An 18,729-nucleotide genomic window follows, 5' to 3' on the forward strand; every position below is an offset into this window, starting at 1 on the left:
ATAGCTCAGTTGGTAGAGCACGACCTTGCCAAGGTCGGGGTCGCGAGTTCGAGTCTCGTTTCCCGCTCCAAATTTTTTCATTCAATTCAGTTTTAATTATCCACAGCCAAGTTACGCGCTGCACCCCGTTTCACATACATTGTATTAACTTCTTCAACAGAGTTATCCACAGATTCTGTTCTTTTTGTGTTCGGCTCATAATTTGACCGATTTAATTTCTTGTTTTATATCCATTTGATTTAATTGCATATATTTTTATGTGAAAACGTTATGCCGATCACTTGTGCTTTTTTTTGCACTTGATTGACAAGGTGTTTTTATTTTTATGCACAGGAAAACTCTGAGTTCATTGATTACAAAAATAGTTTAAAAAACTGCACCAAAAGTCATTCGACCTCAGGTAAAAGTGGGGTTAGGCGTCTCGCGGCAGACCCTTTTCAATGGCTCTCACCAGCCGTTTTTTCTGCGGCGTTTGCACGTCCACAATCAGTGTAGACCGTCTTTTCAATTGTTGTGATATTGCCCATTCAATATGTTCATCCAGCATGGGATGAATACCTTTGCGAGCTTCCAGCGCTAATACAATGCGGTCAAGATAGGGCGCATTACCTAGTGCGACCGATATATTGCGCAACCAGCGCAGATGACCAATACGCCGAATGGCAGAACCTTCCGTTACCCGTAAAAATTTCTCTTCATTCCAGGCAAATAAATCCAATAACTGTGGTGTGTGCAGCACTGCCCGCGGGCTGAAATCTTCTTCATCGGTTAATTGTGAGAAGCGGTTCCACGGACAAATTAGCTGGCAATCATCACAACCATAAATCCGATTACCCATTAATGGTCGAAATTCTTCGGGTATTGCGCCCTCCAACTCAATAGTCAGATAAGAGATACAGCGGCGCGCATCAACAGTGTAGGGGGCGACAATCGCCCCGGTCGGGCAGGTGGTGATACAGGCGACACAGCGCCCGCATTGCTCTTCTTGTGGTTTATCGACAGGGAGTGGCAGGTCAATGAGCAACTCGCCAAGAAAGAACCAGGAGCCCGCATCGCGATTCAAAATCAGTGAGTGCTTACCAACCCAGCCAATCCCGGCTTTTGCTGCCAGTGACCGCTCCATTATCGGGGCCGAGTCCACAAACGGGCGAAAATTAACTTCACTGCCCGCCCCAGATTCCTGCTGCTCAAGACAATAGCTTTGGATTTGATCGCCTAATTTTTTCAGACGCTGGCGCAATAACTTATGATAATCACGGCCCAATGCATAACGGCTGACATAACCTAGTGCTGAATTTTTTAAGGTGCTGGCAAAGGCCGCCTTGGCAGGCAGATAATTCATGCGCACGCTGATTACCCGCAACGTTCCCGGTAATAGTTCATGGGGGCGCGCGCGCAGCATACCGTGGCGGGCCATCCAGGCCATTTCGCCATGATATTGTTTATCAAGCCAAGCTTGTAACCGCGGTTCTTCCGTAGACAAATCCGTATCGCAGATACCGACTTGCTGGAAACCTAGCGATTGCCCCCATTGCTTGATATGTTGGGCTAATTGATTCAGATCGAGGGGGTGTGCCATGACGGACCATAGTAAGAAACAAATCGGTGTTAGTTTACCACACTCTGTTTTTTCTGCGGATTGGGTGCGTCAGAATGAGGCCATCGCTGCCGCACATTTCTCCCTGACCCTATTTGATTTGATGGTCAGAGCAGGAAATGCTGCATTTGACCTGGCACGCAAGCAATACCCCGCGGCACGTCACTGGCTGATTTTGTGCGGTCACGGCAATAATGGGGGTGATGGCTATATCGTTGCCAGCCGGGCATTAGCGGCGGGTCTGAATGTTACACTGATCGCCTGTCCGGGCAACCGCCCACTCCCGGCAGAAGCTCATCAGGCCCAAGCCCAATGGTTGGCGGCGGGGGGTATTATTCATCAGCCAGATATTCCGTGGCCACAGCATGTTGATTTGATTATTGATGGCTTACTGGGTATTGGCCTGCGCGCCGCGCCACAAGGTGTTTATGCCACGCTGATTGATACCGCGAACCGCCATCGGGCAGCCAAGATTGCGTTGGATATTCCTTCTGGCTTGAGTGCCGACAGCGGTGCTGCACCTGGCTCAGTGATTCGCGCCGACCACACCCTGACTTTTGTCACCTTAAAACCCGGCTTACTCACGGGGCAGGCGCGTGACTGGGTGGGGCATTTGCACTGCAATGATTTGGGACTCACGCCATGGTTAGCTGCTCAACCGGTGCAAATTGAACGCATGACTGCGGCACATCTACCGCAGTGGCTAAAACCCCGTCGGCCTTGTGCACACAAAGGTGAACACGGGCGTTTATTGCTGGTTGGCGGCGATAAAGGGCTGGGAGGCGCTATTCGAATGGCAGGGGAAGCCGCTTTGCGCACCGGCGCGGGATTGGTGCGAGTACTCACTCACATTGAGCATGTCGCGCCGATTCTGGCCGCTCGTCCAGAGCTGATGGTGCAGGAATTAACCGATGAAACGCTCGAGCAAAGTATTCGTTGGGCTGATGTATTGGTGGTTGGGCCGGGGTTAGGTCAGTCCGACTGGAGCCGGAATGCTCTGAATTTATTGCAACAAAGTGATAAACCAGCATTATGGGATGCAGATGCACTCAACTTACTGGCATTAAATCCGCATAGGCGTCAGAATCGAGTATTGACTCCTCATCCTGGCGAGGCTGCTCGTCTGCTCGGTTGCAACGTCGCTGATATTGAGAGTGACCGCTTACTTTCCGCCCGTAACATTGTTAAACAATATGGTGGTGTGGTGGTATTGAAAGGGGCTGGTACCCTTATAGCCAGTGAACAGGGCGAGATGGCGATTGCCGATGTAGGTAATGCCGGTATGGCCTCTGGCGGTATGGGGGATATTCTGTCCGGCATTATTGGTAGTTTGATAGCACAAAAGCTGGTGCTGTATGATGCTGCCTGCGCGGGTTGTGTTGTGCATGGCGTTGCCGCAGACAAACTGGCTGAAGTTCAAGGCACCCGGGGTTTACTGGCGACAGATTTACTGCCGGTTATTCCGAAGTACGTTAATCCTGAGTTAGCAAGATAGATATCATAGAATGAAAGAACTCGTTTTACCTCTGCCTGATGAGGCAGCGACAGTTGCATTAGGGGCCGCTTTGGCCCATGCCTTCAATGGTGCCAGCGTGATTTATCTGTTCGGCGATTTAGGTGCCGGAAAAACGACTTTCAGCCGCGGCTTTCTTCAAGCCCTCGGCCATTCAGGGCATGTTAAAAGCCCCACTTATACTTTGGTTGAGCCCTATGCGCTGACGCCAAGGCCGGTTTACCATTTTGACCTGTATCGTCTGGCTGATCCTGAGGAGCTGGAGTTTATGGGTATTCGTGATTATTTTGATAAGCAGGCAATCTGTCTGGTGGAGTGGCCGCAACAAGGGGCTGGATTCTTGCCTCAGGCAGACGTAGAGCTGCATTTGGCTTATCAGGACGAAGGGCGTGAAGCTCGCCTGATGGCTATTTCTGATGCGGGTGCTGATGTGTTGCGCCGTTTAGCTGCTGTGCAAGGATAATTTGATAATGACGCATAGCTTGACGCGAATAAGAATAAATTGTTTAACGCAAAAAATGCGCTGGAAACGAACATTGACCACGGTAATGCTGGTGCTAGTGAGTTTGTTCACTCTGCCTGCTGCATTTGCCATGAAACTCACCGATATCAAGGTCAACAATGGCCCGACCGAAAGCCGGGTTACGCTCAGTTTTGATGGGCAACCGATTTACGCCTTCTTCTCTTTAAACGCCCCAGAAAGGGTGGTATTGGATGTACGTCAGAGCGGCAACCTCTCGGGATTGCCACTGGAGTTTAGTGGACAAAACCTGCTGAAAAGAATTCGCTCCAGTACCCCTAAAGATGAGCAAAGCACCCGGCTGGTGCTGGAACTGACGCAAAAAGTGAAAACCCGCGCTGTCACACAGCAGTCGGGTAATAATTACACGGTGGTGATTACCATGACCGCCGTGGGTGGCGCTCCAGTTCGTCAGGTTCAATCCACACCAAGTCCGAACAGTACATCATTAGCCCAAAATAATACGCCACTCAGCCAAACCAATACGCCTAGCCCTAATGCTGGGCGGCTGGCATCACAGGCGGCAAGTGCAAATACCGAGTCGCGGGTGACCAGCGTTAATACGGCGTCAGTGGCTAAAAATCCGTTTAACAATAAGCCAACTGTGGTGATGAGTAGCGAAAGCACCACCACGAATACCGCTCGTCCGATTAAAACTACCCGCGTGGCAAATAGTGATCGCGTCGTGGTCGCCATCGATGCTGGGCACGGTGGTCAGGACCCAGGGGCTATTGGGCAAAATGGTCTGCAAGAGAAGAGTGTCACTATTGCTGTGGCCCGTCGGCTTGAGGCTCTACTTAACAGTGACCCGATGTTTAAACCGGTGTTGACCCGTAATGGCGATTACTTCATTTCAGTCATGGGCCGTTCTGATGTGGCGCGTAAGCAGGGTGCAAACGTGTTGGTTTCCATCCATGCTGATGCCGCGCCGAACCGCAGCGCGACGGGGGCGTCGGTCTGGGTGTTATCAAATCGTCGCGCCAACAGTGAAATGGGTAACTGGTTAGAGCAGCATGAGAAGCAATCTGAGCTACTCGGTGGTGCGGGGGATGTGCTGGCAAACACGGCATCAGACCCTTATTTGAGTCAGGCAGTGCTGGACTTACAATTTGGTCACTCGCAACGCGTGGGCTATGACGTGGCAACGAAAGTGCTGAATGAGCTGCAATCAATCGGGGACATTCATAAACGTCGCCCTGAACACGCCAGTCTTGGGGTGTTACGTTCACCGGATATTCCCTCGTTGTTAGTGGAAACCGGTTTTATCAGTAATAGTACGGAGGAGCGGCTGCTTGGCAGTAGCGCGTATCAGGAGAAAATTGCGAATGCCATTTATAAAGGCTTACGCAGTTATTTCCTGGCGCATCCGCTACAAGCCGACCCAAAGGTCGAAAACCGCCCGCTCATTGAAACAGCGGCGGTTGATTCTTCTTCACGGCGATCTAGTGTTAATCAGCCAGAGCCGGTTGTTAGTAACGCACAAAGCGGCAGGTCAACTGCCACCAAGCCAGTCGCTACGGGAAAAACCCAGATCCATAAAGTGCAGCGTGGCGAAACCTTATCCGGCATTGCCAGCCAATACGGTGTCAGCATGGCGGTATTGCGGCAAAATAACACTCTGAAAAATGATGTGGTCTGGGTTGGTCAGCGGTTAAAAGTTCCGGCATCGGGCAGCGCAGTCGCCGTTAGTGCACCCAAAGCAGTCGCGAAGGCCAAACCGGTGAAACATCAGGTAAAACGCGGTGATACGTTGTCGGCCATTGCTGCCAGATATGGCGTGTCGATGAGTGAGATTGAGCGGGCGAATAAGATAAAGTCAGGTAATGTCCAACTGGGGCAAACTCTCACGATCCCACAGTCATAAGCGAAAGGAACTGCTATGCCAATTCAGATTCTGCCACCACAGCTCGCCAACCAAATTGCCGCCGGTGAAGTGGTAGAGCGGCCTGCGTCGGTAGTGAAAGAGTTGGTGGAAAATAGTCTGGATGCGGGTGCTACGCGGATTGATATTGACATCGAACGTGGTGGGGCGAAATTGATTCGCATCCGTGATAATGGCTGTGGCATTAGTAAAGACGACCTGACATTGGCATTGGCGCGCCATGCCACCAGCAAGATAAGCTCGTTAGAAGATCTGGAAGCTATCCTCAGTATGGGGTTTCGCGGCGAAGCCTTAGCCAGTATCAGTTCCGTCTCTCGGTTGATGCTGACGTCGCGCACCGCGCAGCAGAATGAGGCCTGGCAAGCTTATGCCGAAGGCCGCGATATGGCCGTGACCATTAAGCCCGCGGCCCATCCAGTGGGTAGCACTCTTGAAGTGCTGGATCTGTTTTATAATACCCCTGCTCGCCGCAAATTTATGCGCACTGAAAAAACTGAGTTTGGTCATATTGATGAAGTGGTGCGGCGCATTGCGCTGGCGCGCTTTGATGTGGCGATTAATCTCAGTCATAACGGTAAGTTAATGCGCCAATATCGCGCAGCACCAGACCCTTCCCAGCATGAGCGCCGTCTGGCCAGTATCTGTGGTCCGGCGTTTTTGCAGCATGCATTAGCCATTTCCTGGCAACATGGCGATTTGACCATCCGAGGTTGGGTGGCCGATCCTGCCGCCAGCCGAACACTCAGTGAAATGCAATATTGCTACGTCAATAACCGCATGATGCGTGACCGGCTGATAAACCACGCAATCCGTCAGGCTTATCAGGATTTACTCAAAGACGACCAACAACCGGCTTATGTTTTGTATCTGGATATCGACCCACATCAGGTTGATGTTAATGTTCACCCAGCAAAACATGAGGTGCGCTTCCATCAGGCACGGCTGGTGCATGATTTTATTTATCAGGCAGTGACCACTGTCTTGCAGCAAGCTGCCACTCCGGCATTAAATATTAATGGAGATGGCGAAGAGATAGAGGCTCCGCGCTGGCAGCCGGAAAATCGTGTGGCGGCGGGAGTTAATAAATATGCTCAACCAGAACCGGCAACAGTAGAGCGAGCATCATCGTCACCAGCACGGCCTTCGCAAACAGGTTCTTCAGAACGGGCACCCACTGCGGGGCAGCTAATAACAACTGGGCGCTCCTCTGCTCGCGAACCTATTCCGGCCTATCAACCGGGCCAGCCTTATCAAAAGCAGCAAGGCGAATTATATCGTCAACTGGTGCAACCGGCGACTGAGAGTAAACCGGTTGGCACAGCCACTCCGGCCCCAGTTGCGCGTCAGATACCAGCGGAAGAGCCACTTCATGGTGATAACTACAGCTTTGGCCGAGTATTAACGGTATTTCCCCCTTCCTATGCTTTGATTGAATATAAGCAAGGTCTGGCATTACTGGCACTGACAGTTGCCGAACGCTGGTTGAAACAAGCCCAATTGAACCCGCCAGCCGAAGGACTGCGTCCTCAACCCTTATTAATCCCACTAAAACTGACATTAGATAAAAATGAGGCCGCTGCATGTCAGCGCCATCAGAAATTGTTAGCAACCATGGGGATAGAATTGGCGGTTGAACACGCAAGAGCGACCTTACGTGCAGTATCTTTACCATTACGCCAACAAAATTTACAAAAACTGATACCGGAACTGTTAGGCTATCTGTCGCAACATGAAGAGATATCGCCAGATGCTCTGGCCACATGGATTTCTCGCCATCTTGGCAGTGAACATGAGGTATGGAATGTGTCTCAAGCGATACAGTTATTGACGGATGTTGAACGTCTTTGTCCACAGTTGGTAAAATCACCGCCTGCTGGGCTATTACAACCTATTGATATAAAGGCTGCATTGGCAACCCTGAAACATGAATGACATTGAAAATCTAGACCGGCCACCGGCAATCTTTATTATGGGGCCAACTGCCTCGGGTAAAACAGCGCTCTCCATTGCGCTGAGACAGCGGCTACCTGTTGAACTTATTAGCGTCGACTCAGCCCTGATCTACCGTGGCATGGATATCGGCACGGCGAAGCCCAGCGCTGAAGAGCTGGCATTAGCACCGCACCGGCTGATTGATATCCGTGATCCTGCGCAATCCTACTCCGCAGCCGATTTCCGTAAAGATGCATTAAAAGAGATGGCCGAGATTACCGCCGCCGGGCGCATTCCGCTGCTGGTGGGGGGCACTATGTTGTATTTTAAAGCCTTATTAGACGGGCTATCGCCGTTGCCGTCGGCTGATCCTCAAGTGCGCGAGCACATTGAGCAGCAGGCAGCAGAACTGGGTTGGGAAGCATTGCATCAGCAGTTGGCCGAAATAGATCCGGTCGCAGCGGCGCGAATTCATCCTAATGATCCCCAACGGCTCTCCAGAGCACTGGAAGTTTTTTTGATTTCAGGTAAAACTCTAACAGAACTGACTAAAATCTCAGGTGAAACCTTACCTTACCGGGTTCACCAATTTGCGATTGCGCCTGTTAGCCGGGAACTCTTGCACCAGCGGATTGAATTACGTTTTCATCAGATGCTGGATGCCGGGTTTGAAGCAGAGGCTAGGGCGCTTTTTGACCGTGGTGATTTGCATACGGATATGCCTGCCATTCGTTGTGTGGGATACCGGCAGATGTGGTCTTATCTGGCTGGTGAGATTGATTACAACGAAATGGTTTACCGCGGAATTTGTGCGACACGTCAACTGGCAAAGCGCCAAATGACCTGGTTGCGGGGCTGGGGCTCAGTCCAGTGGCTCGACAGTGATAAGCCGGGAGAGGCTTTAGACTCTGTAATACAGGTTGTTAGTGCATAGGTTGAATGATTGTGTACAATTGATTAGTACTCAACGCGCGGATTTTTTTTACGCAGTTTATTTTCGAGCCGATAGGTTCTTAGTTAATAACAACAAGCAAATAAGGAAAATATAGAATGGCTAAGGGGCAATCTTTGCAAGATCCGTTCCTGAACGCATTGCGTCGTGAACGGGTTCCGGTTTCTATTTATTTAGTGAATGGCATTAAACTGCAGGGCCAAGTTGAGTCTTTTGATCAGTTTGTCATTCTGTTAAAGAATACAGTTAGTCAGATGGTTTATAAGCATGCCATTTCTACTGTAGTGCCTTCTCGCCCGGTTTCGCATCACAGCAATAATCCGAGTGGTAGCACCAATAATTATCATGGTAGTAATCCATCTGCGCCGCAACAGCCGCAGCAGGATAGCGATGACGCTGAATAAAGCGCATTGCTGGTCAACCATGACGGGGAACATAGGCAACGGATTCGGGCTTATGTTCTCCGCACTAGCGGTTTTGATCCGTTTGAGAGGTTGCACGTTTGTTTGACCGTTATGAAGCCGGTGAGCAGGCCGTACTGGTTCATATCTATTTCTCACAAGACAAAAACACAGAAGATCTGCGTGAATTTGAAGCGCTGGTATCTTCTGCGGGCGTAGAGGCTTTGCAAATTGTGACGGGTAGTCGCAAAGCTCCGCACCCTAAGTATTTTGTTGGTGAGGGAAAGGCCGAAGAAATTGCTGACGCGGTGAAAGCCAGTGGCGCGTCTGTTGTCTTGTTTGATCATGCCCTTTCTGCGGCGCAAGAGCGAAATCTCGAGCGTTTATGCGAATGCCGGGTTATTGATCGTACCGGACTTATTTTAGATATTTTTGCCCAACGAGCCCGTACCCATGAAGGTAAATTACAGGTCGAATTAGCGCAATTGCGCCATATTGCGACCCGTTTAGTACGCGGCTGGACGCATCTTGAGCGTCAAAAAGGGGGGATTGGCCTAAGAGGGCCAGGTGAAACCCAGTTGGAGACTGACCGTCGTTTGTTACGTGACCGAATCAGCTTGATTTTAAGCCGGTTGGAGCGAGTAGCAAAGCAGCGAGAGCAAGGGCGGCGTGCGCGTACCCGTGCTGATATTCCGACAGTATCTTTGGTGGGTTATACCAACGCCGGTAAATCCAGCCTGTTTAACAAAATTACGGCAGCTGATGTTTATGCAGCTGACCAATTATTTGCCACCCTGGACCCTACTTTACGCCGTATCAACGTGGCTGATGTGGGCGATACAGTGTTGGCGGATACGGTAGGCTTTATCCGGCATTTGCCGCACGATCTGGTTGCTGCTTTTAAAGCGACATTACAAGAAACGCGGCAAGCCTCATTACTGTTACACATTATTGATGCAGCTGATCCTCGGGTAGCCGAGAATATGGCCGCAGTCGATTCTGTATTGGCAGAAATCGAGGCGGATGAAATTCCTACATTATTAGTAATGAATAAAATTGATTTGTTGGATGACTTTGTCCCGCGAATTGATCGCAACGAAGAAAATCTGCCAGTCAGAGTTTGGCTTTCAGCCCAAACCGGCGCAGGTATCCCGTTGCTCTTTCAAGCGTTGACGGAGCGCCTTTCAGGTGAGATCGCACACTTTGAATTGCGTTTGCCACCTCAGGCAGGCCGTTTGCGTAGCCGTTTTTACCAGCTTCAGGCAATTGAAAAAGAGTGGATAGACGAGGACGGGAACGTCGGTATGGTGATAAGAATGCCTATCGTTGATTGGCGTCGTCTCTGTAAACAAGAGCAGGAGTTGATCAGTTATATTATTAATTAATCCGTTGTGGCTAATTAATTGATTATTCCCAAAGAGTTTGGGGTTGCAGGTCGGCAGCAAGTGAATAAATCCCGATGAGTTTACACAAGTAAATGATTCAGGTGAATGAACGGTGCTAAGACCTCTGCAATTTCAAATGCGAAGGGAATATCTGATCTTTCTTGTGAGATTGAGAGCCAGCTTCTTTGGCATGTGCTCTTGGCCTGAAGAAAACCAATCATAGAAGAATGGAGCTAAAACATGGCGTGGAATCAGCCCGGTAATAACGGACAGGACCGCGATCCGTGGGGGAGCAGCAATAATAATGGCGGCAACTCTGGCGGAAATAACAATAATAAAGGTGGTCGTGACCAAGGGCCGCCTGATCTGGATGATATCTTCCGTAAACTGAGCAAAAAGCTGAGTAGCCTCGGTGGCAAAGGTGGCGGAAACGGCAATGATAATGGTGGTACCACAAGAGGCCCTGGTTTCAGTGGTCGTATTGTTGGCATCGCCGTGGTTGCGGTTGTGGTTATCTGGGCAGCAAGTGGTTTCTATACAATTAAAGAAGCTGAGCGCGGTGTTGTTACACGCTTGGGTAAATTAAGCCACATCGTGCAACCTGGTTTGAACTGGAAACCGACCTTTATCGATGAAGTGACTCCGGTGAACGTCGAATCCGTACGTGAATTGGCCGCTTCAGGTGTCATGCTGACCTCTGATGAGAACGTCGTTCGCATCGAAATGAACGTTCAGTATCGCGTGACTGACCCGGCCGCTTATCTGTTTAGCGTGACGAATCCGGATGACAGCCTGCGTCAGGCAACTGACAGCGCAGTACGTGGTGTTATTGGTAAATACACCATGGATAAAATCCTGACCGAAGGCCGTACCATCGTTCGTAGCGATACTCAGCGTGTACTGGAAGAAACTATTCGTCCATACAACATGGGTATCACTCTGCTGGACGTTAACTTCCAGGCAGCACGACCGCCTGAAGAAGTTAAAGCGGCATTTGATGATGCGATTGCTGCTCGTGAAAACGAACAACAATATATCCGTGAAGCAGAAGCCTACACCAACGAAGTTCAGCCACGTGCTAATGGTCAGGCGCAGCGTCTGTTAGAAGATGCTCGTGCTTATGCCGCACGTAAAGTGTTGGAAGCGCAAGGTGAGGTTGCCGGTTTTGCCAAGTTGCTGCCTGAGTATAAGGCTGCACCGGAAATTACCCGTGAACGTCTGTACATCGAAACCATGGAGAAGGTCCTCGGTCATACCCGCAAAGTGTTGGCTAATGACAAAGGCAACAGTCTGATGGTGTTACCGCTGGATCAACTGATGCGCGGACAAGGCACAGATAAAGCGGATGGCAGCAAAGACACAAGTCTGATTCGTTTGAATCCGCCTTCCTCTGCTAATAGCAGCCAAGAGTCTAGTGCCAGTAACTCAAGCACCGGCTCAACCAGTGGCTCTATCATGGATCAGCGCCGGGCGAATGCTCAGCGTGATACTTCCACTCGCGTAGGGAGAGAATAACCAATGCGTAAGTCTTTTTTACTTATCGTCGTTGTGGTGTTGGTAGCACTCTACGCTTCGCTGTTTGTGGTACAAGAAGGTGAGCGCGGCATCGTGCTGCGCTTTGGTAAGGTATTGCGTGATAGTGATAACAAGCCATTGGTGTATGCACCGGGCCTGCACTTCAAGATACCGTTTATCGAAACAGTGAAGACCTTGGATGCCCGTATTCAAACTATGGACAACCAAGCTGACCGTTTTGTGACCAACGAGAAGAAAGACCTGATTGTTGACTCATACTTGAAATGGCGTATCAGCGATTTCAGCCGTTACTATCTGGCCACCGGTGGTGGTGATGTTTCTCAGGCTGAAGTGCTGTTGAAACGTAAATTCAGTGACCGTTTGCGTTCTGAAATTGGTCGCCTGAATGTTCGCGATATCGTCACTGACTCCCGTGGTCGTTTGACTTCAGATGTTCGTGATGCGCTGAACACCGGTAGTGTGGGTGATGGTGAGGAAGCCGTGACGACTGAAGCTGATGATGCTATTGCCTCTGCGGCAGCGCGTGTTGAACAGGAAACCCGTGGCAAACAGCCGGCGGTTAACCCAAACAGCATGGCGGCACTCGGGATTGAAGTGGTTGACGTTCGAATCAAGCAAATCAACTTACCGGCTGAAGTTTCTGACGCTATCTTCCAGCGTATGCGTGCTGAACGTGAAGCGGTAGCCCGTCGTCACCGTTCACAAGGTCAGGAAGAAGCCGAGAAGTTGCGTGCAACTGCTGACTATGAAGTGACACGTACACTGGCAGAAGCAGAACGTCAGGCGCGTATTACTCGCGGTGGCGGCGATGCAGAAGCGGCTCGTCTGTTTGCTGATGCATTCAGTAAAGATCCAGACTTCTATGCTTTCATTCGTAGCCTGCGTGCTTATGAAAACAGTTTCAGCAGCGGCAATGATGTGATGGTTCTGAGCCCGGATAGCGATTTCTTCCGCTACATGAGATCGCCGGATAACTCTAGCAAACGCCCATAACGGTGATTGTGACAGCCCATTTTTGACCGTAACAGTAAGGCCCGTTCACGCGGGCCTTTTTTATTTGAGGCAGCCTTTTCCCGCTGAGATAAACAATGAATTCGACTATCTTGTTAGCATTGGGTTTGGTTTTGGTGCTTGAAGGGCTTGGCCCGATGCTTTATCCCAAAGCCTGGCGCAAAATGATTCAAGCGATGACTCAATTACCTGATGCCACTTTGCGCCGTTTTGGCGGAGGATTAGTGGTTGCTGGCGTGGTTATCTACTACATGTTGCGTAGCCGCATGGGTGGCTAAATGTAAGCACAAAAATTGTGCAGTTATGTGTTAAAAAGTACTGAAAGCAGCCGAATGAGATGTTAGAATCCTTTTTTAAGCAACCTGGTGATTTTTGAGATGGGTAAGAACGTCGTCGTACTGGGCACCCAATGGGGTGACGAAGGTAAGGGCAAGGTCGTTGACCTGCTGACTGAACGGGCTAAATATGTTGTGCGCTATCAAGGTGGTCACAACGCTGGCCATACTTTGGTTATCAACGGTGAGAAAACCGTTCTTCATTTAATTCCCTCAGGTATTCTGCGTGAAAACGTAACCAGCATCATCGGTAACGGTGTGGTACTGGCGCCTGACGCTTTAATGAAAGAGATGACAGAACTTGAAGCGCGCGGTGTGCCTGTACGTGAGCGACTGTTACTCTCCGAAGCGTGCCCATTAATCCTGCCTTATCATGTGGCTCTGGATAATGCGCGTGAAAAAGCACGTGGTGCAAAAGCAATCGGTACTACCGGTCGTGGTATCGGTCCTGCCTATGAAGATAAAGTTGCCCGCCGCGGTCTGCGTGTAGGTGATTTGTTCAACAAAGAAACCTTCGCTATCAAACTGAAAGAAATCGTGGATTACCACAACTTCCAGTTGGTGCATTACTACAAAGAAGATGCAGTTGACTATCAAACCGTGCTGGATGAAGTATTGGCTATCGCCGATATTCTGACCGCTATGGTAGTTGATGTTTCTGAATTGCTGGATAATGCTCGTAAGCAAGGTGAATTCATCATGTTCGAAGGCGCCCAAGGCACCTTGCTGGACATCGACCACGGTACTTATCCGTATGTCACTTCATCTAACACCACCGCTGGTGGCGTAGCAACAGGTTCAGGCCTGGGCCCACGTTATGTTGATTATGTGCTGGGTATCGTAAAAGCGTATTCTACTCGTGTTGGTGCAGGTCCATTCCCGACTGAACTGAATGACGAAACAGGCGAATTCCTGCGTAAGCAAGGTAACGAATATGGCGCGACCACTGGCCGTAGCCGTCGTACCGGCTGGTTGGATGCTGTTGCTGTGCGCCGTGCTGTGCAAATCAACTCCTTGTCTGGCTTCTGCATGACCAAATTGGACGTGCTGGATGGCCTGAAAGAAGTGAAGATTTGTGTGGGCTACCGCATGCCTGATGGCCGTGAAGTTGATACCACACCACTGGCTGCAGAAGGCTGGGAAGGTATTGAGCCAATTTACGAAATTATGCCGGGCTGGTCAGAAACGACCTTTGGCGTGAAAGAACACAGTAAGTTGCCACAGGCAGCTCTGAACTACATCAAACGTGTAGAAGAGCTGACAGGTGTTCCGGTTGATATTATCTCTACCGGCCCTGATCGTGAAGAAACCATGATCCTGCGCGACCCATTTGATGCGTAATTGACAGCATTATCGTCAAATCTACGTTATCAAAACATCCAAACCGGGCTAATGCCCGGTTTGTTGTTCCTTCGGTAAGCTGTTTTTACATCAAAAGACCTACCCTTCACCTAAATGATTAGCCGCAAGCTTTGTGGCTGGTTTATCATTCAAAGTATAAGTTTTCTAAATAGCACTTAGAATCGCACTTATAACCTATCCAAAACGTGTCATCTTAGATGGGTTTAAGCCGGGTAAACTGATACTCAGGGGTATACGTGCAGTTAACAAGTTTTACTGATTATGGTTTGCGGGCGCTTACTTATATGGCCTCGCTACCTGAAGGCCAAATGACCAGCATTTCTCAGGTGACTGAAGTCTATGGCGTGTCTCGCAATCATATGGTTAAAATAATCAATCAGTTGAGCCGCGTAGGGTTGGTCACTGCTGTAAGAGGGAAAAATGGCGGGATACGGCTGGGTAAACCGGCTGATCAGATTCGGATTGGCGATGTGGTACGCCAGTTGGAACCTCTTTCTCTGGTGAATTGCAGTAGTGATTTTTGCCATATAACACCCGCTTGCCGTCTGAAACAAGTGCTTAATCAGGCGGTACAAAGTTTCCTAAACGAGTTGGATAACTATACTTTGGCCGATATGGTTCAAGATAATACTCCGCTCTATAAGCTATTATTTATTGAGTAATTTTTTTCTTAATCAAAGAAATATATACCCAAAGAACTTGGGGTTGCAGGTAGACAGCCCGCAAACGAATCCTGATGAGCTTACACCAGCAAGTGATTCGGGTGAGAGCGCGCAGCTAACACCCTTGTAACTTCAAGTACGCAGGGTAAAGACCTGCTGATGACAACGGAGGAACCGCAATGTCACAAGATCCATTCTTGGAACGAGAAGCAGAGAAATATGAGTCGCCGATCCCTAGCCGGGAATTCATTTTGGCTCATCTCGCGAAGCGCGAAACACCTGCCAGCCGTGAAGAGCTGGCCAATGAACTTAATTTATCCGGTGAAGAGGCTTTAGAAGCGCTGCGCCGTCGCCTGCGCGCAATGGAGCGCGATGGGCAGTTAGTCTTCACCCGTCGTCAGTGCTATGCCTTGCCGGAGCGCCTGGACCTATTACGCGGTACTGTTATTGGTCACCGTGATGGTTTTGGTTTCTTGCGGGTAGAGGGAAGTAAAGAAGATCTGTACCTTTCTGCCGAGCAGATGAAAATGGCCATCCACGGTGACGTGGTGCTGGCCCAAGCCATGGGGGCTGATCGTAAAGGCCGCCGTGAAGCGCGAATTGTGCGGGTCTTGGTACCGAAAACCAGCCAAATTGTCGGTCGCTACTTTACCGATGCTGGCGTGGGTTTCGTGGTGCCGGATGACAGCCGTCTGAGCTTTGACATTCTGATCCCGCCAGAATTTATCAGCGGTGCTCGTATGGGCTACGTGGTGGTGGTTGAACTGACACAGCGCCCGACCCGCCGTACGAAAGCGGTTGGTAAAATAGTGGAAGTGCTCGGTGAGAACATGGGCACCAGTATGGCCGTGGATATCGCGCTGCGTACCCATGAAATTCCGCATACCTGGCCGCCGCAAGTTGAAAAACAAGTGGCAGACTTGAAAGAACAGGTGCCGGAAGAGGCGAAAAAAGGCCGGGTAGATTTACGTAATTTGCCATTGGTCACCATTGATGGTGAAGATGCCCGCGACTTTGATGATGCGGTGTATTGCGAGAAAAAACGCGGCGGTGGCTGGCGTTTATGGGTTGCCATTGCGGATGTCAGCTATTATGTGCGCCCGCGTACGGCACTGGACGATGAAGCCCGCAGCCGTGGTAACTCGGTTTACTTCCCATCGCAAGTGGTTCCTATGCTGCCGGAAGTGCTGTCAAACGGCCTTTGCTCTCTGAATCCGCAGGTAGACCGCCTGTGTATGGTGTGCGAGATGACTATCTCCTCACAGGGCAAGCTTTCGTCTTATAAGTTCTATGAAGCAGTAATGAGCTCCCATGCTCGTCTGACTTACACCAAAGTGTGGCGCATCATCGATGGTGAAGAATCACTGCGTGAGCAATATAAGCCGCTAGTGCCGCATTTGTTAGAACTTCATGCGATGTACAAAGTACTGGATCAGGCGCGTGCGGAACGTGGTGGTATTGCCTTCGAAACAGAAGAAGCCAAGTTTATCTTTAATGCTGAACGCCGCATTGAACGCATTGAACCAACTATGCGCAATGATGCGCACAAGCTGATTGAAGAGTGCATGATTCTGGCGAACATTGCTGCCGCGCGGTTTGTGGAAAAGCACAATGAGCCAGCGTTATTCCGTGTGCATGACCGCCCAAGTGACGACCATATCTCAGCGCTGCGCAGTGTGCTCAGCGAGTTGGGGCTGACGTTAGGCGGCGGTCTGAAGCCTGAGCCGAAAGATTATGCGGTGTTAATGGATGAAGTTGCCGATCGCCCGGATCATGAAATGCTGCAAACGATGTTGCTGCGCTCCATGAAACAAGCGATTTACGATCCAGAAAACCGTGGCCACTTTGGTCTGGCATTGGCCTCTTATGGGCATTTCACCTCGCCAATTCGTCGTTATCCAGACTTGGCAATGCACCGCGCTATCAAATATCAGTTAGCGAAAGAGCACGGCAATGTTAAAGAGCGCTGGACACCTACCGGTGGCTGGCACAGTGAATACGAAGACATGCTGCAATTGGGCGAACACTGCTCAATGACCGAACGTCGTGCCGATGAAGCCACCCGTAATGTGGCCGATTGGCTGAAGTGTGACTTTATGCAGGATCAGGTGGGCAAGGTCTTCACCGGTATTATCGCCAGTGTCACCGGCTTTGGTTTCTTCGTGCGGCTGGATGACCTGTTTATTGACGGTCTGGTGCATGTTTCCAGCCTGGACAATGACTATTACCGTTACGACAACATTGGTCAGCGGCTTATCGGCGAATCTTCGGGCCAGGTTTACCGCTTGGGCGACACCGTCGAGATCCGGGTGGAAGCGGTACATATGGACGAGCGCAAAATTGACTTTGCACTGGTTTCCAGTACCCGCAAGCCACGGGGGGAAGGTAAAACGGCGCGTGACAAAGCCAAGAAAGCTGATGGTCAACGAACTATGCGCGATACTTCCACTGGCCGTGGTGGTCGTAGCAACTCATCGAGTTCGCCGCGTCGTGATAGTGCGCCAGCAGGGAGCGGGCAAAAACGCCCTCGTCGCGCTAAAAAACCAGCGAACTTTGAGCCAGACAGTGCTTTCCGCCCCGCGGATGCCGCTGCCCAGTTAGATGAGAAAGCGCAGGCCGAGAAAAAGGCCAAAGCCAAGGCGAAAAGAGCCTCTGCCAAGACCAAGAAAATTGCCGCCGCCACTAAGGCTAAGCGTGCGAAGAAAAAAACCAGCAGCGACCAGTAATGGCCCACTGCATGATTTGACTACTGAATTGTCGGGTGGCTCCGGTCGCCCGCATTAATTTAATCATTGGCAAGCAAATTATTTTGTCTGCCGACACATGTAAAAGAGCATCATGAGCGAAATTATTTACGGCATTCACTCCGTCAAAGCCTTGTTAGACAATGATCCACAACGTTTTCTGGAAGTTTTTATTCTGAAAGGTCGTGACGATCGTCGCCTACAGCCGTTGATTGCCGAATTGGAAGCTGCCGGTTTGGTGATTCAGGTTGCCAGCCGCCAGTGGTTGGATTCACAGGTTGAGGGCGGAGTCCATCAGGGTATCGTGGCGCGAGTCCGTGAAGGGCGTCAGTATCAGGAAAATGATTTACCGGCGTTGCTGGAAAGCGTGGAAACGCCGTTCTTGCTGGTGCTGGATGGAGTCACTGACCCGCACAATTTAGGTGCCTGCTTACGTAGCGCCGATGCCGCTGGTGTTCACGCGGTCATCGTGCCACGGGATCGCTCTGCACAGCTTAATGCGATTGCCAAGAAAGTGGCCAGTGGTGCTGCTGAAAATGTGCCATTGATTAAAGTCACTAATCTGGCGCGGACTTTGCGCGTGTTGCAAGAGCACAATGTATGGATTGTCGGGACGGCCGGTGAAGCAGACCATACGCTGTATCAGAGCAAGATGACGGGCCCAATGGCATTAGTGATGGGAGCCGAAGGCGAGGGTATGCGCCGCTTAACCCGCGAACACTGTGATGAGCTGATCAGTATTCCAATGGCCGGCAGTGTTTCCTCACTGAATGTGTCAGTCGCGACGGGCGTCTGTTTATTTGAAGCGGTACGTCAGCGAGCACTGAAAGTCTAATATTCCCGTCGCCCTTCAAAATGCAGGGGTGTTGGCTGCCTTCACTCATCCCAGTCACTTAC

Annotated in this window: 15 protein-coding genes; 14 read left to right on the top strand and 1 reads right to left on the bottom strand. The window is 50.4% G+C overall.

What is annotated here, in order from left to right:
• Positions 1 to 412: 412 nt before the first annotated feature.
• Positions 413 to 1,579, bottom strand: coding sequence for a tRNA epoxyqueuosine(34) reductase QueG (gene queG / locus FTA96_RS11685; RefSeq protein ID WP_050121755.1), 1,167 nt, complete (start codon positions 1,577 to 1,579; stop codon positions 413 to 415).
• On the opposite strand from queG, the gene nnr reads away from it, so the two are divergent.
• From nnr to rlmB, 14 genes are all read left to right on the top strand, one after another.
• Entirely contained in the window at positions 1,578 to 3,092 is a 1,515-nt protein-coding gene (gene nnr / locus FTA96_RS11690) for a bifunctional ADP-dependent NAD(P)H-hydrate dehydratase/NAD(P)H-hydrate epimerase (RefSeq protein WP_145573872.1), read from the top strand. The genes queG and nnr overlap by 2 nt on opposite strands.
• Before the next feature lie 10 nt (positions 3,093 to 3,102).
• Complete coding sequence (gene tsaE, locus FTA96_RS11695; protein ID WP_050110906.1) at positions 3,103 to 3,573, top strand: tRNA (adenosine(37)-N6)-threonylcarbamoyltransferase complex ATPase subunit type 1 TsaE; 471 nt, start codon at positions 3,103 to 3,105, stop codon at positions 3,571 to 3,573.
• Between the two features lie 85 nt (positions 3,574 to 3,658).
• Entirely contained in the window at positions 3,659 to 5,494 is a 1,836-nt protein-coding gene (gene amiB / locus FTA96_RS11700) for an N-acetylmuramoyl-L-alanine amidase AmiB (RefSeq protein WP_050135641.1), read from the top strand.
• A 15-nt stretch (positions 5,495 to 5,509) separates the two neighbouring features.
• Positions 5,510 to 7,444, top strand: coding sequence for a DNA mismatch repair endonuclease MutL (gene mutL / locus FTA96_RS11705; protein WP_145573873.1), 1,935 nt, complete (start codon positions 5,510 to 5,512; stop codon positions 7,442 to 7,444).
• The gene (miaA, locus tag FTA96_RS11710) at positions 7,437 to 8,378 is read left to right on the top strand and encodes a tRNA (adenosine(37)-N6)-dimethylallyltransferase MiaA (protein ID WP_050110912.1); all 942 of its coding nucleotides are present in this window, start codon (positions 7,437 to 7,439) and stop codon (positions 8,376 to 8,378) included. Before mutL ends, miaA begins: the two co-directional genes overlap by 8 nt.
• Before the next feature lie 116 nt (positions 8,379 to 8,494).
• Positions 8,495 to 8,800, top strand: coding sequence for an RNA chaperone Hfq (hfq, locus tag FTA96_RS11715; RefSeq protein ID WP_004392473.1), 306 nt, complete (start codon positions 8,495 to 8,497; stop codon positions 8,798 to 8,800).
• Between the two features lie 98 nt (positions 8,801 to 8,898).
• Positions 8,899 to 10,182, top strand: a complete 1,284-nt coding sequence (gene hflX / locus FTA96_RS11720) for a ribosome rescue GTPase HflX (RefSeq protein ID WP_050110913.1) — start codon at positions 8,899 to 8,901, stop codon at positions 10,180 to 10,182.
• Between the two features lie 240 nt (positions 10,183 to 10,422).
• A complete protein-coding gene (gene hflK, locus FTA96_RS11725) occupies positions 10,423 to 11,697 on the top strand; it encodes an FtsH protease activity modulator HflK (RefSeq protein ID WP_050110915.1) in 1,275 nt (424 codons plus the stop codon).
• Between the two features lie 3 nt (positions 11,698 to 11,700).
• Complete coding sequence (hflC, locus tag FTA96_RS11730) at positions 11,701 to 12,711, top strand: protease modulator HflC (RefSeq protein ID WP_004707014.1); 1,011 nt, start codon at positions 11,701 to 11,703, stop codon at positions 12,709 to 12,711.
• A 95-nt stretch (positions 12,712 to 12,806) separates the two neighbouring features.
• Positions 12,807 to 13,007: a DUF2065 family protein gene (locus FTA96_RS11735; protein ID WP_005193214.1), complete on the top strand. Its 201-nt coding sequence runs from the start codon at positions 12,807 to 12,809 to the stop codon at positions 13,005 to 13,007.
• 99 nt (positions 13,008 to 13,106) lie between these two features.
• Positions 13,107 to 14,405: an adenylosuccinate synthase gene (locus FTA96_RS11740; RefSeq protein ID WP_050110917.1), complete on the top strand. Its 1,299-nt coding sequence runs from the start codon at positions 13,107 to 13,109 to the stop codon at positions 14,403 to 14,405.
• A 257-nt stretch (positions 14,406 to 14,662) separates the two neighbouring features.
• Entirely contained in the window at positions 14,663 to 15,088 is a 426-nt protein-coding gene (gene nsrR / locus FTA96_RS11745) for a nitric oxide-sensing transcriptional repressor NsrR (protein ID WP_050110919.1), read from the top strand.
• Positions 15,089 to 15,267: 179 nt separating this feature from the next.
• Positions 15,268 to 17,814, top strand: coding sequence for a ribonuclease R (rnr, locus tag FTA96_RS11750; RefSeq protein ID WP_050110922.1), 2,547 nt, complete (start codon positions 15,268 to 15,270; stop codon positions 17,812 to 17,814).
• A gap of 112 nt (positions 17,815 to 17,926) precedes the next feature.
• Positions 17,927 to 18,667 carry a 23S rRNA (guanosine(2251)-2'-O)-methyltransferase RlmB gene (gene rlmB, locus FTA96_RS11755; RefSeq protein WP_032908742.1) on the top strand — a complete coding sequence of 247 codons (741 nt, stop codon included), beginning with the start codon at positions 17,927 to 17,929 and terminating at the stop codon, positions 18,665 to 18,667.
• Positions 18,668 to 18,729: the final 62 nt, after the last annotated feature.

This window comes from Yersinia alsatica, assembly GCF_902170305.1.
In the GTDB taxonomy this organism is placed as follows: Bacteria; Pseudomonadota; Gammaproteobacteria; order Enterobacterales; family Enterobacteriaceae; genus Yersinia; species Yersinia alsatica.